Annotated in this window: 14 protein-coding genes; 9 read left to right on the plus strand and 5 right to left on the minus strand. The window is 32.1% G+C overall.

Annotation, left to right across the window (positions count from 1 at the left end):
- Nucleotides 1–20: 20 nt before the first annotated feature.
- The gene (locus tag B3578_RS03670) at nucleotides 21–1,640 is read right to left on the minus strand and encodes a glycoside hydrolase family 10 protein (RefSeq protein WP_291047080.1); all 1,620 of its coding nucleotides are present in this window, start codon (nucleotides 1,638–1,640) and stop codon (nucleotides 21–23) included.
- A 185-nt stretch (nucleotides 1,641–1,825) separates the two neighbouring features.
- Here B3578_RS03670 and B3578_RS03675 point away from each other — a divergent pair, with 185 nt between their 5' ends.
- Nucleotides 1,826–2,260 carry a potassium channel family protein gene (locus tag B3578_RS03675; protein ID WP_291047081.1) on the plus strand — a complete coding sequence of 145 codons (435 nt, stop codon included), beginning with the start codon at nucleotides 1,826–1,828 and terminating at the stop codon, nucleotides 2,258–2,260.
- 36 nt (nucleotides 2,261–2,296) lie between these two features.
- Here B3578_RS03675 and B3578_RS03680 read toward each other — a convergent pair whose 3' ends face one another.
- Both B3578_RS03680 and B3578_RS03685 read right to left on the minus strand, forming a co-directional pair.
- Entirely contained in the window at nucleotides 2,297–3,031 is a 735-nt protein-coding gene (locus tag B3578_RS03680; protein WP_291047082.1) for a DUF2911 domain-containing protein, read from the minus strand.
- Between the two features lie 4 nt (nucleotides 3,032–3,035).
- Nucleotides 3,036–3,197, minus strand: coding sequence for a DUF5522 domain-containing protein (locus tag B3578_RS03685; protein ID WP_160279602.1), 162 nt, complete (start codon nucleotides 3,195–3,197; stop codon nucleotides 3,036–3,038).
- A 161-nt stretch (nucleotides 3,198–3,358) separates the two neighbouring features.
- Here B3578_RS03685 and B3578_RS03690 point away from each other — a divergent pair, with 161 nt between their 5' ends.
- The 3 genes from B3578_RS03690 to B3578_RS03700 are packed head-to-tail and all read left to right on the plus strand — an operon-like array spanning nucleotide 3,359 to nucleotide 5,682.
- Nucleotides 3,359–3,685, plus strand: a complete 327-nt coding sequence (locus B3578_RS03690) for a hypothetical protein (protein ID WP_038336313.1) — start codon at nucleotides 3,359–3,361, stop codon at nucleotides 3,683–3,685.
- A complete protein-coding gene (locus tag B3578_RS03695; RefSeq protein ID WP_291047083.1) occupies nucleotides 3,686–4,603 on the plus strand; it encodes a 1-aminocyclopropane-1-carboxylate deaminase/D-cysteine desulfhydrase in 918 nt (305 codons plus the stop codon).
- Nucleotides 4,600–5,682 (plus strand): glucosaminidase domain-containing protein, encoded by a 1,083-nt coding sequence (locus B3578_RS03700; RefSeq protein ID WP_219034192.1) that lies wholly within the window; start codon nucleotides 4,600–4,602, stop codon nucleotides 5,680–5,682. Before B3578_RS03695 ends, B3578_RS03700 begins: the two co-directional genes overlap by 4 nt.
- Before the next feature lie 42 nt (nucleotides 5,683–5,724).
- Here the strand turns inward: B3578_RS03700 and B3578_RS03705 are convergent, their stop codons facing one another.
- The gene (locus B3578_RS03705; RefSeq protein WP_181816294.1) at nucleotides 5,725–6,309 is read right to left on the minus strand and encodes a TlpA family protein disulfide reductase; all 585 of its coding nucleotides are present in this window, start codon (nucleotides 6,307–6,309) and stop codon (nucleotides 5,725–5,727) included.
- Between the two features lie 158 nt (nucleotides 6,310–6,467).
- On the opposite strand from B3578_RS03705, the gene queA reads away from it, so the two are divergent.
- Genes queA through B3578_RS03725 form a run of 4 tightly spaced genes read left to right on the plus strand, consistent with a single transcriptional unit; the run spans nucleotide 6,468 to nucleotide 10,528 of the window.
- Nucleotides 6,468–7,517 carry a tRNA preQ1(34) S-adenosylmethionine ribosyltransferase-isomerase QueA gene (gene queA / locus B3578_RS03710; RefSeq protein ID WP_038336356.1) on the plus strand — a complete coding sequence of 350 codons (1,050 nt, stop codon included), beginning with the start codon at nucleotides 6,468–6,470 and terminating at the stop codon, nucleotides 7,515–7,517.
- A 7-nt stretch (nucleotides 7,518–7,524) separates the two neighbouring features.
- Nucleotides 7,525–8,574, plus strand: coding sequence for a 23S rRNA (adenine(2503)-C(2))-methyltransferase RlmN (rlmN, locus tag B3578_RS03715; protein WP_038336309.1), 1,050 nt, complete (start codon nucleotides 7,525–7,527; stop codon nucleotides 8,572–8,574).
- Between the two features lie 11 nt (nucleotides 8,575–8,585).
- Nucleotides 8,586–9,539, plus strand: a complete 954-nt coding sequence (locus tag B3578_RS03720; RefSeq protein WP_286495588.1) for a hypothetical protein — start codon at nucleotides 8,586–8,588, stop codon at nucleotides 9,537–9,539.
- A gap of 56 nt (nucleotides 9,540–9,595) precedes the next feature.
- Nucleotides 9,596–10,528, plus strand: a complete 933-nt coding sequence (locus B3578_RS03725) for a polyprenyl synthetase family protein (protein WP_180906365.1) — start codon at nucleotides 9,596–9,598, stop codon at nucleotides 10,526–10,528.
- Between the two features lie 295 nt (nucleotides 10,529–10,823).
- Here B3578_RS03725 and B3578_RS03730 read toward each other — a convergent pair whose 3' ends face one another.
- A complete protein-coding gene (locus B3578_RS03730) occupies nucleotides 10,824–11,735 on the minus strand; it encodes a GNAT family N-acetyltransferase (protein WP_286495590.1) in 912 nt (303 codons plus the stop codon).
- A 95-nt stretch (nucleotides 11,736–11,830) separates the two neighbouring features.
- Here B3578_RS03730 and kbl point away from each other — a divergent pair, with 95 nt between their 5' ends.
- Nucleotides 11,831–13,030 (plus strand): glycine C-acetyltransferase, encoded by a 1,200-nt coding sequence (kbl, locus tag B3578_RS03735; RefSeq protein ID WP_291047084.1) that lies wholly within the window; start codon nucleotides 11,831–11,833, stop codon nucleotides 13,028–13,030.
- Nucleotides 13,031–13,055: the final 25 nt, after the last annotated feature.

A 13,055-nucleotide genomic window follows, 5' to 3' on the forward strand; every position in this document is an offset into this window, starting at 1 on the left:
AAAATGCACAACGGGTATTCTTAATTAATTTTTTGAGCAACGTAATCACTTTCGTTTCCTAAACGATCAACAGCTTTTAGTGCAACTGCCGTTAAACTTTTACCATCTTTATGTTTCAAAATTGTTTGGTTTGTTTTGGTTTTATCCAAAATAGATGTTTCCCAATCGTTGTTGTAACGTGTATATAAAATCCATTTCGAAACATTCGAATTCATTTTATAATCATTCCAATTCATCACAACTTCTGATGCTTTTGCATTTACAGACAAACTTGGTTTTGCCAAACGATCTGCCTTAATCCAATTCATAGTTGGCACCAAAGCTTTAGCTTTGTATGGGCCTTCTTTTAGATAACTCAACATCGAAGGATTTTTCGTTAATCCAGCAATACTCCAGTGAATAACACCCACATTGTTTTGCAAAATCTCACCAGCCATTTTTACCTGATTTTTAATCTCAGTTGTTCTATCCGAAACCTTAACTTCTACAGTATTCAAACCTGGCCAAAGATGACGATTATGTGTATTTTCTGATTTCCACCATTCTAATAATTTAGGAAAACTTTGTCCTGTCGAATTAATTGGCCAATATAATTGTGGTGAAAAATAATCAACCCAACCTTTGTTCAACCATAATTTTGCATCTGCGTACAATTCATCATATTGCGAAGAACCTGTAATTCCAGAAGGATAACCTGGTTTCCAAATTCCAAAAGGACTAATTCCAAATTTAACGAAAGGTTTTTCTGCTTTGATTTCTTTATAAATACGCTCAATAATTGTATTCACATTTTGACGACGCCAATCTGCTCTCGACAACATTCCTCCATTATTCTTGTAAACATTCCAAGTTGAATTATCTGGAAAGTCTGCACCACCATTATACGATGCATATGGATAGAAATAATCATCAAAATGAACACCATCAATATCATAACGCGAAACGATATCACGAACAACTTCCGAAACGTGATCTTGCGTTTTTTTGTCAGCAGGATCAAACCAATACATACCATTCTTCAATCTGACCACATTACTTGGCGACCTTTTCACCATCGACTCACTTGTCACCGGCCCTCCACTACTGTGATGCGCTCTGTAAGGATTTAACCAAACATGCAACTCAATTCCACGTTTGTGCGCTTCTTCCACCCAAAACTCTAACGGGTCATAATATGGAGAAGGCGCTTTTCCTTCTTCTCCAGTTAAGAAGTAAGACCAAGGTTCAAAATTACTTTTGTACAAAGCATCTGCCGCTGGACGAACCTGAAAAATAACTGCATTAAAATTGTTTGCTTCTAACATATCCAACAACTTTATCGCTTCATCTTTTTGTTGCGTTGTCGTTAAATCTTTTTTAGAAGGCCAGTTAATATTTGCAACAGAAGCTACCCAAGCCGCTCGGAACTCACGATTTACTTCTGGTAATTTCACTGTAAAAACTTCATCTTTCTTATTCGAAATTTCAGTTTTTGATGTAGTAAGAATAGTTGTTTGCGTAGATTCTACAGGTTTTATAGGCTGCTTAGATTCTACTTTTTTATAAACTATTTTTTTCGAATTTTTATTTGAAGCACACGAAGATAAGCCAATTGTAGCTATTCCGAAACACATCAAAATATATTTAAAATTAATATTCATTCGTTGAAATATGTATTTTTAACGTTACAAAATTAGTAATAAAGCTTTATTAATCCAGATTTTATCAAATATTTAGGATATCTAGATTTTACTTCTCTATTAAATTTACAAAATTTTTAGCTTCAAAAAGTATTATATAAATTTTATTCTTTACATTTTTGTACTCGCCTATAATAGATAAAAATATGTTTCTAATTATATGTTATGGCGTATTGATTATTTGTGTGAATGTTATTTTACAATCAACTGTCACTGTTTATTCGCTAAAATATCTACATAAATTTAATCTCAAAAAACAACATTTAACGTTTAGTCAAGTAATTTGGCAAATGGCATTATCTGTTTCTTTGCTTACTTTGTTACATGGCGCACAATATACAATTTGGGCGGCTACTTTTTATTTCAATCCAAATATTGACAATTTGTATAGTTTTCAAGAAGCAATCTATTTTTCATTAATCACATTTACAACCGTTGGTTATGGTGTTGTTGTGATTGATAGTGAATGGAAAATCATGGCTGGATTAGAAGCTATAAACGGAATTATGATGGTTGGCTGGTCAACTGCGTTGATGTTTTCTTACTTACAAATTATCTTAAAAAAGAATATTTCTGAATAAAAAAATCCCTTCAAAAATTTTTGAAGGGATTTTTAATTAATATTTATTTTTTTCCAAATTAACTTTCAATTCTTTGTAATAATCTGGCGCATTTGCATCTTTTTCTAAAGCTGTATTGACCCATTTCAACGCTTGATTTCGATCCAATTTATTCGAATAATAGAAGTTTGCCGAATTGTAAAAATCTCTTGCAGAAGAATTTTCGTTCAATTGATCTCCAATCATTTTTAAAACTTCGTTAATTGTATTCGTTTCAATATCCAAAACAACCGTTGTGTTATCCCAAGCTAATACCAAATTCGCTGATTTTTGCGTCACATTTGTAAAACGAATCTCAAACGTTTCTGTCTTATTGTTCATCGATTTTGTTGACGGAGCTTTCACTTTCAAAGCGATATTCGACTCCTTCCACTCTTTCGGATTTCCCCAGTTTTTCGTGTCTTTGTAAAAAATTACCTCCCACTCCTCTTTATTCGGAATGCTATACAACGCATATTCGCCAGCAGCCAACTCTTGTCCATTCACTTTGATTGGTTTATCAAATTTGATGACCGTATTTTCATTCGCACCAGTTCGCCAAACTTCTCCATTCGGTACCAATTTTCCAAATACTTTTCTTCCGTTTACATTTGGTCGATTATATTCAACTTCAAATTCTGTTAAACCTACTTTTTGTTCAACTTCAGCATGAGAACTTACCGCGGGAAATTTCATTTGAGCAAAAGCACAACTTCCTATTAACAAAGCTAAAACTGTTGATGTTATTTTCATATAATTATTTCTTATTCTTTATTTTATCTGTTTTTTTATCGTATCCATACGGACAATGTTTGCATCCACTTTTACAACAATACCCTCTTTTTTTTAGATATTGTTCAGTAAATATTCTGAAACCTTCTGGAGATAAATAATAATCTCCTTCTTCAAACTTTTTCATTTCTAACGCTGTGAATTTACAACTTTTATCTATAAACTATCATTAATTTTGGTATGATAATTATTTGCGAAACTTCTTCTAAATTTACGCTTTTTAACGCTTTTTAAATCAATATCTTTTCAGATTGATTAATTTTGCAATAAAATCGAATTACCTAAATCATGTTTGTAGTTGTTTTGCGTCATTTATTCCGAAAGAATTTTATTGGAATTACCATTTTTCCTTTCATTTTTTTGAGAGATAAAAAACTGAAAAATGATGAAGTTTTAATCAATCACGAAACCATTCATATCATTCAACAACTCGAACTTTTGGTCGTTTTTTTCTATCCTTTTTATTTTATTGAATATGCCATTCGATTGATTCAATATCGCGATCAACACAAAGCATATCGCAATATTAGTTTTGAGCGTGAAGCTTATGCAAACGAACACAATTTGAATTATTTAAAAAAACGAAAATTTTATAATTTTCTAAAATATATCTAAATGATTTGGAACGATTTTAAAGCTCAAATTCAAAACATTGACATCAAACATTTAACTTCTCAAAATATTCAACTTTCTATATTAAGAGAAGATTTGATTCATCCAGAAATCTCTGGAAACAAATACCGAAAACTGAAATATAATTTTATTGAAGCTGAAAAACTTGGTTTCAAGAAATTGATAACATTTGGTGGCGCTTTTTCCAATCATATTGCAGCAACGGCGGCAGCTGGTCAACTTCATCATTTCGAAACTATCGGTATAATTCGTGGAGAAGAATTAAGTGATAAAATCGATGAAAATCCTACGTTACGTTTTGCTCAAAAATGTGGAATGCAATTGCATTTTATTTCCAGAGAAGATTATCGAAAAAAAGATGAAGTAGAATTTATTAATCATTTAAATACTAAATATCCAAACACTTACGTTATTCCAGAAGGAGGTACAAATGATTTTGCGATAAAAGGTTGCGAAGAAATTTTGTACGATGATTGTTTCGAATATGATTTTATTGCTTCGGCAATCGGAACTTGTGGAACAATTGCTGGATTGATTGAAAGCTCGAAACCTCATCAAACAGTTTTAGGTTTTCCGAGTTTAAAGGGAGATTTTATCCAAAATGAAATCGAAAAATTGACAAATAAAACGAATTTCACTATTTTTAATGATTATCATTTTGGCGGATATGGGAAAGTTTCGGATGAATTAATTACTTTTGTAAATGATTTCAAGCGAATTAACCATATTCAATTGGATCCTATTTACACTGGAAAAATGGTTTTTGGTATTTTTCAATTAATTAAAAATCATTATTTTAGTGATAATTCTAAAATTCTTTTGGTTCATACAGGCGGATTGCAAGGAATTGAAGGAATGAACAAACTTTTAAAGAAGAAGAACAAAAATATTATAGAATGAAAAAATTGTTATACATTTTTAGCTTAGTGTTGTCGATTTCGACGCAAGCACAAGAAAGTAGAGACATAACTTACATTCGAAAACATGCTATTTTAGCTGTTGAAGAAATGCAACTTTACAAAGTTCCAGCAAGTATTACGTTAGCACAAGGATTATTGGAAACTGGAGGCGGACAAAGTAAATTAGCCGATCAAGCCAATAATCATTTTGGAATAAAATGTAAAGGTCCTGAAGAATGGTCGTTGGATAAACCTCGTATTTATCACGATGATGATTCGAAAGGAGAATGTTTTAGAAAATATTCTTCAGTTGAAGAAAGTTATAGAGATCATTCTAAATTTTTGGCTTTAAGACCTTATTACAAAGCTTTATTTTTCTTAGATCCGACAGATTATAACGCTTGGGCAAATGGTCTGAAAAAATCTGGTTATGCAACTGATCCAAAATATGCTTCAAAATTAATTTCGAGAATTGAGAAATATAATTTAGATCAATTTGATAAGATTTCTCCAGAAGAAGTTTATACAAAATTGTATACATTATACAACAATCAGGATGATATGATGATGGCAAATAATTCATCGAAATCTAAAACGAAGAAAGAATCTAAAACAATCAAAGAAGAAATTGCATTAGCGTCTTATCAACCAAATAATAATAGTATAGAGAAAAATGAGCCTAGTGTAAATAACAAAACAATTGCTTACGAAACTCGTCCTCAAAATCCTACAACTCGCATTAAAAATCACAAGAATAATATTCCTTATATTGTTGCTCAAGCGGGAGAAACAATTGCAACTATTTCTAAAACATACAACAAAGTTCCTTCGGATATTGCGAATTTCAATGAAATACAAATGGGTTCTAAATTGAAAGATGGACAAATTGTATTTTTCGGAAAAAAGAAAACAAAAGGTTCTGATTATTCATACAAAGTACAAGAAGGTGATGATATGTACACGATTTCGCAACGTTTTGGTGTAAAAGTAAACAACCTATATAAACTAAATCGTATGGAACCAGGTGAACAACCTAAAATTGGTCAACGTATTAATTTGAAAACAAAAGTTAGAGCATAATGAGCTCAATAATAAAAAAAAGCTTCCAAATGGAAGCTTTTTTTATTTCATCATTTTGAGAATATCAACCAATTGTTGATTGATTCCTCCTGTTTGATAATCCATCGGTGCAGGCGCGCGATCAATCATAATATTTCCTTCTTTGTCTAAAATAATAAAAGTCGGAATGTATTCTATCTTATAATCAAAGCCAAAGTTATCTTCTCTTCCTGCAAATAACTGTACACCAGACATCTGATTTTCTCTCACCATTTTTTCCCAAATTGGCTTATCTTCTAATTTATCCAAAGAAACACTTACAAAATGAATTGGTGCATTATGAAATTGTTTTTCCAATTCTTTCATAAAAGGAATTTGAACTTTGCAAGGTCCACACCATGTTGCCCAAATATCCATGTAGACATATTTTCCTTTGAAATCTGATAAGTCAAATCGTTTTCCATTGATATCAGCCAAAGAAAAATCTGGTGCTTTTATCAATTCTTTCGGAATTTCTGATTCTGGTGATTCTTTTTTTGCAACAGAATCAATCTTTTCTATTTCAGCAGATTCTTCAATTTTTTGTTCGGATTTATTACAACTAAAAAATGTAAAAAACATTGATAGTAATAGTAGTTTCGTTTTCATTTTATTTTTCAAATAAGTATTAAAAAACTTGATAATATCTATAAGTCTTTCGTCAAAAATAAACATTTAAACGTTAGCAATTTCATAAAATACCTCAATTCACTTGACAAAGGGGTATCTGACATCGTATATTTGCAAAAAATTGTACAATTATGAAAATGAAAACCTCCGATTTCGACTTTACTTTACCTGAAGAACTTTTAGCAGATCGCCCTTCTGAAAACAGAGACGAAGCTCGCTTAATGGTTGTTCACCGTGACACCGGAGAAATTGAACATAGACAATTTAAAGATCTTATCGAGTATTTCGACGAAGGAGATGTAATGATTCGTAACAATACGAAAGTTTTCCCTGCTCGTTTGATGGGTAACAAAGAGAAAACTGGTGCTCAAATCGAAGTTTTCTTGCTAAGAGAATTAGATGCTGAGACTCGTTTATGGGATGTTTTGGTTGATCCAGCGCGTAAAATTCGTATCGGAAATAAATTATTCTTCGATAATGATGATACATTAGTTGCAGAGGTTGTTGACAATACAACTTCTCGTGGACGTACTTTACGTTTCTTATTTGATGGATCTTACGAAGAATTCCGTGCAAAATTGAAAGAATTAGGAGAAACTCCACTTCCAAAATATATTTTACGTGATGTTGAACCAGAAGATGCAGAGCGTTACCAAACAATTTATGCAAAACACGAAGGAGCTGTTGCTGCACCAACAGCTGGTTTACACTTTTCTAAACACTTATTAAAACGTTTAGAAATTAAAGGTGTTGATTTTGCTGAATTAACATTACACATTGGTTTAGGAACTTTTCAAGCTGTAGAGGTTGAAGATTTATCTAAACACAAAATGGAGTCTGAGCAAGTTATTATTCCTCAAGAATCTGCTGATCTTGTAAATCGTGCAATTGACGAGAAGAAAAAAGTTTGTGCTATTGGTACAACTTCTATGCGTTCTATCGAATCTTCTGTTTCTGCAGATGGTCATTTAAATGCATTTGATGGTTGGACGAACAAATTTATTCACCCACCATACGATTTCTCTATTGCAAATTGTATGATTACAAACTTCCACACACCAAAATCTACATTAATCATGATGATTTCTGCGTTTGCTGGACACGATTTAACAATGAAAGCATACAACGAAGCTGTAAAAGAAGGATACAAATTCTACTCTTACGGAGATGCAATGTTAATCTTATAAGACAAGTTTGAGTACAACAAAAAAAGATATACGAAAGCTTTCACAAGCTGAGATTGAAGATTATTTCAAAGAGATTGGAGAAAAATCATTCCGCGCAAAACAAGTGTACGAATGGTTATGGAAAAAGAATGCGCATCAATTTGATGACATGACGAATATCTCAAAAGCTCTACGTGAGCAATTGGGAGAATCTTTCCAAATTCAACCTGTTGAAGTTGATCTTCTACAAAAATCTAACGACGGAACCATCAAGAATGCGGTTAAACTTCATGATGGTAACGTTGTGGAATCTGTTTTAATTCCGACTGATTCTCGCACAACTGCATGCGTTTCTTCGCAAGTTGGTTGTAGCTTGGATTGTACTTTTTGTGCAACAGCGCAATTAAAACGTATGCGTAACTTAACAGCTGCCGAAATCGTCGATCAAGTTGTGATTATCGATGAAGAAAGTAAACGTTATTTCAATCGTCCTTTAAGCAATATCGTATTTATGGGAATGGGAGAACCTTTGTTAAATTATAACGAAGTAATTTCTGCCATCAAAAAAATCACATTGCCAGAAGGACTAGGAATGGCTCCAAGACGAATTACAGTTTCTACTTCGGGAATTCCTAAAATGATTGAAAAACTGGCTGACGAAGATTTACGTGTTAACCTTGCGGTATCTTTACATTCGGCTCGAGAAGAAGTTCGTAATGTGATTATGCCTTTTTCTGTTAAATTTCCGTTGACGGATTTAATGGATAGTCTTCAATATTGGTACCAACAAACAGGTTTACGAATTACGTTCGAATATATTGTTTGGGGCGGTGTTAATGATAAAAAAGAAGATATCGATGCATTGGTAAAATTCTGTCGAAAAATTCCTTCTAAAGTGAATATTATCGAATATAATTCGATTGATGACGGAATCTACAAACAAGCATCAGAAGAAGCAGTTAACAATTATATCAAAGCTTTAGAATCCAACAATATTGTGGTAAATGTACGTCGTAGTCGCGGAAAAGATATTGATGCAGCTTGCGGACAATTAGCCAATAAAACTGGAAATGATTAAAACATAATCAAATGAAATATTTAGCCATATTTTTATTTTTGATTCTGACTAAATTCTCTTTCGCGCAAATAGTAGAAAACATCGATACAATTTCTATTGATGATTATAAAATGGAAAGTATCAACTTACCGCCTACTTTGAACGAAATTTCGACTTTAGAATATGAAAAAGAAGATAAAAATGTGGCTTCTTTTTGGGGTTTAAACGATTCTGATTCCAAACCAGAATTGTATCGTTTTGATGCAAAAACAGGTAAAATTATCAATACTATTTTCATCACAAATGCTCCAAATATCGATTGGGAAGAAATGTCTTCGGATGATAATCGAATTTATTTTGCTGATTTTGGAAATAATTTGGGCAAACGAAAAGATTTAGCCATTTATTTTATCCAGAAATCAAACATCGATTATTCAAAATCTTATCAGCAATTAAAAGCTGAAAAAATAGAATTTTATTATCCAGATCAAGAAACTTTTCAGTTCAAAAATATGACGACAAATTGGGACGCAGAAGCATTTTTTGTCTACCAAAATCAATTGCATATTTTTACAAAAGAATGGTCAAATATGTCAACGTCTCATTATGTTGTTCCTATTGACTCTTCTAAAAAACACGCAGCCAAAAAGTTAGAAACTTTTCCTACAAATTACGCTGTAACTGCTGCTTATATCGATGCTGATGTAAATAGTTCTACCAAAGGAGTTTATCTGTTAGGCTACACAAAAGAAGCGTTAACGTTTATCAGTTGGTTTGATTTGCCAAAAGATAACAATCAGTTATTCTTCACTTCTCAAGTTAAAAAAATAAGTTTACCTTTGGGCTTCACGACACAGTTGGGACAATTGGAAGGTATTTCAGTTTTGCCAACCGAAAACAAAATTTGTTTTAGCGGAGAGGAATTTAATTATAAAGGATTCTATGCAAAACAGGTTGTACATTGCATCAATAATTTTACGAATTAAAAAACTAAATTTTGGGTAACACGGTAGATTTGATTAAAGCTCCGATCGCGGAGGAAATGAAATTGTTTGAACAGAAATTCTTCGAATCGATGAAGAGTAATGTTTCGCTTCTTGACCGTATTTCCAATTATATCGTGCGTAGAAAAGGAAAACAAATGCGTCCGATGTTTGTATTTTTAACTGCAAAATTAAATGGCGAAGTACAAGAACGTACCTATCGTGCAGCTTCTTTTATCGAGCTTATTCACACCGCAACTTTGGTACACGATGATGTAGTGGATGATAGTACATTGCGTCGTGGTTTCTTTTCACTTAATGCGATTTGGAAGAACAAAGTAGCTATTTTGGTGGGAGATTATTTTTTATCAAAGACCTTAATTATTTCGACTAAAAACAAAGATTTCGATTTACTTGAAGTTGTTTCGGTTGCGATACAGGAAATTTCGGAAGGTGAATTATTGCAAATCGAAAAAGCGCGAAAACTTGATATTACAGAAGATGTATACTTCGAGATTATTCGAATGAAAACGGCAACGCTTATCGCAGCTTGTTGTGAAGCTGGTGCGCGTTCTGTTGGTTGTTCGGAAGAAGTAGCGAAGAAAATGCATCGCTTTGGTGAATTGGTTGGAATTGCCTTTCAGATCAAAGATGATTTGTTTGATTATACCACTTCTAATGCAATTGGAAAGCCTGTCGGAATTGACATCAAAGAACAAAAAATGACGTTACCGTTGATTTATTCAATTAACACAGCGAATGAAAAAGACAAAAAATGGTTAATTAATTCGGTAAAACGTTACAACAATGACAAAAAACGTGTACGCGAAATTATTCAGTATGTGAAAGATCACGGCGGAATTGAGTACACGCAAAAAATGATGAAACAATATAGCCAAGAGGCTTTAGATATACTATACGAATTTCCCGAAAGTGAATTTCGAAATTCATTGGAAACAATGGTGAAATACGTAATCGAAAGAGAAAAATAACAAAAGGACTTCTTATTGAAGTCCTTTTTGTTTTATATTAAGAATTAACATTTCTAAACTCTAGATGCGATATTGAAACAAGTTCAATATAACTTCGATAAATTAAGATCTATTTTCAATAATAAATTAAGGGAGAATTTCAAGTTGAATTCAATTCAGCTTCTCATCACTTTAAAAACTAAATCAACCTCACGACATTACGAATTAAGTCAGCTTGGTTCTAGACACTTTGTTTACAACATAAAAAAGCCATTACAAACCGTAATGACTTTATATTTTGATTAAAACCTTATTTTTAAATGGATTTCTGATAAATATAATCATCCATAATATATCCATTTCCAATGTCAAATGTTTTTGATTCCATATTCTTGAAACCATTTTTCTCATAAAAACGAATTGCTTTCGCATTGTGTTTATTCACCGTTAAATGAACAGCTTTTGCTCCTTTTTCTCGCGCATAATCTACAACTCTATTCAACATCAATTGTCCAATTCCTTTGGTTTGATTAGACTCTTTCAAGTAAATTTTGGATAAGAAAACAGTATTATTTTCATCTAATTTGTAATGCAAATAACCAGACGGAACATTATCAATTTTCAGGATTTCCCAAACATCTCCATTTACAATTCCTTCGTTTACTTTATCAGTATTATACATCATATCAATCATATAATTGATTTGATCTTGTGATAACAAATCCTTGTAACATTCGTTCCAAATCTCATTTGCCAAAGGTTGAACTAAATGAATGTTTTTCTCATTAATAGTGTGAAAATGAGGATAAACGTCCAATTTTACTGGATTTATTTTTTGATTAACTTCTAAATTTTGTAGAATTTCATCTTTACGTTTATCAATTTCGACTTCTAACATTTGCAATGTCCATTTACGCTTTAATGAATTGTAATAAAACATTCCGATACCAATGTATAAAAAGACTTGTACAGCAATTGACACATAATTTTCGGCCAAAAATTTATTCATTTTAAGGCTATTTTCCATCAAATTATCCATAGATGAACTATTAAAATTAACACCGATATCAATAATTCCTGAAGCAAACAATAAAACAAATACAAAAGAAAAAGCAATCTCACCCGCTATGTATAATCCTACTGCTGATAAAACCGTTTTTAATTTATCCTTTTTGAAAAATTTTGCTAAGAAATAGAACTGAAAACTAAATATGATGATTAGAAACACTGTTTATTATTTTTTATGTCTCACAAAAATACGAAAAATATGCCCGCAAACATTTATATTTGTATGAAACATATCAAAACAAAAAGTGATTTATTATGTATAGCGATAAATTTCAAAACTACTTACAAACGCAATTGAATGATTTAGAAGAACAAGGATTATTCAAAAAAGAACGCATCATTGCTTCTCCTCAAAGTGCAGAAATTACATTAGAAAATGGTAAAACATTACTTAATTTTTGTGCGAACAACTATTTAGGATTATCTGATAATAAAGACGTTATCTCAGCTTCTCAAAAAATGTTAGATGACCGCGGATACGGAATGTCTTCGGTTCGTTTTATTTGTGGTACGCAAGATGTACACAAACAATTAGAGAAAAAAATCGCTAATTTCTTAGGAATGGAAGATACGATTTTATATGCTGCTGCTTTTGACGCAAATGGTGGTGTTTTTGAGCCTTTGTTTACAGAAGAAGATGCTATTATTTCTGATGAATTAAACCACGCTTCTATTATTGATGGTGTTCGTTTATGTAAAGCTGCTCGTTATCGTTATAAAAACAATAATATGGCTGATTTAGAGGCTCAATTAATTGTAGCTTCAGAAAAAAATCATCGTTTCAAAATTATTGTAACAGACGGAGTTTTCTCTATGGATGGTATCGTTGCAGACTTAAAAGGTGTTTGTGATTTAGCTGATAAATACGATGCTTTGGTAATGGTTGATGATTCTCACGCAACTGGTTTTATTGGAAAAACTGGACGTGGAACACATGAGCACAACGAAGTAATGGGACGTGTAGACATCATTACATCTACTTTAGGAAAAGCTTTAGGTGGTGCAATGGGTGGATTTACTTCTGGTAAAAAAGAAGTAATCGAAATGTTACGTCAAAAATCTCGTCCATATTTATTCTCTAACTCTTTAGCTCCTGGAATCGTTGGCGCTGCTTTGCAAGTGTTAGAAATGTTAGAAAATGACACAACTTTACGTGATAAAGTAATGTGGAATGCTGAATATTTCCGCAAAGAAATGGTTGCTGCTGGTTTTGATATTCCAGAAGGTGATGCTGCAATTGTACCTGTTATGTTGTATGATGCAAAATTATCTCAAGTAATGGCAGACAAATTATTAGATGAAGGTGTTTATGTAATCGGATTCTTTTTCCCTGTTGTTCCTCGCGACAAAGCACGTATTCGTGTACAATTATCAGCTGCAAATACAAAAGAGCAATTAGATCATACAATTGCTGCTTTTACAAAAGTTGGTAAAGAATTAGGAGTGATTAAATAAGAATTTGTTTTTTCAATATTATATT

The organism is Empedobacter sp. UBA1574, assembly GCF_002322895.1.
GTDB classification, from domain to species: Bacteria; Bacteroidota; Bacteroidia; order Flavobacteriales; family Weeksellaceae; genus Empedobacter; species Empedobacter falsenii_B.

What these genes read in the sequence shown, in the direction of transcription:
- B3578_RS03670 (WP_291047080.1), bottom strand. Translation starts at nt 1,640, where the DNA reads ATGAATATTAATTTTAAATATATTTTGATGTGTTTCGGAATAGCTACA.
- B3578_RS03675 (WP_291047081.1), top strand. Translation starts at nt 1,826, where the DNA reads ATGTTTCTAATTATATGTTATGGCGTATTGATTATTTGTGTGAATGTT.
- B3578_RS03680 (WP_291047082.1), bottom strand. Translation starts at nt 3,031, where the DNA reads ATGAAAATAACATCAACAGTTTTAGCTTTGTTAATAGGAAGTTGTGCT.
- B3578_RS03685 (WP_160279602.1), bottom strand. Translation starts at nt 3,197, where the DNA reads ATGAAAAAGTTTGAAGAAGGAGATTATTATTTATCTCCAGAAGGTTTC.
- B3578_RS03690 (WP_038336313.1), top strand. Translation starts at nt 3,359, where the DNA reads ATGTTTGTAGTTGTTTTGCGTCATTTATTCCGAAAGAATTTTATTGGA.
- B3578_RS03695 (WP_291047083.1), top strand. Translation starts at nt 3,686, where the DNA reads ATGATTTGGAACGATTTTAAAGCTCAAATTCAAAACATTGACATCAAA.
- B3578_RS03700 (WP_219034192.1), top strand. Translation starts at nt 4,600, where the DNA reads ATGAAAAAATTGTTATACATTTTTAGCTTAGTGTTGTCGATTTCGACG.
- B3578_RS03705 (WP_181816294.1), bottom strand. Translation starts at nt 6,309, where the DNA reads ATGAAAACGAAACTACTATTACTATCAATGTTTTTTACATTTTTTAGT.
- queA (WP_038336356.1), top strand. Translation starts at nt 6,468, where the DNA reads ATGAAAACCTCCGATTTCGACTTTACTTTACCTGAAGAACTTTTAGCA.
- B3578_RS03720 (WP_286495588.1), top strand. Translation starts at nt 8,586, where the DNA reads ATGAAATATTTAGCCATATTTTTATTTTTGATTCTGACTAAATTCTCT.
- B3578_RS03725 (WP_180906365.1), top strand. Translation starts at nt 9,596, where the DNA reads ATGAAATTGTTTGAACAGAAATTCTTCGAATCGATGAAGAGTAATGTT.
- kbl (WP_291047084.1), top strand. Translation starts at nt 11,831, where the DNA reads ATGTATAGCGATAAATTTCAAAACTACTTACAAACGCAATTGAATGAT.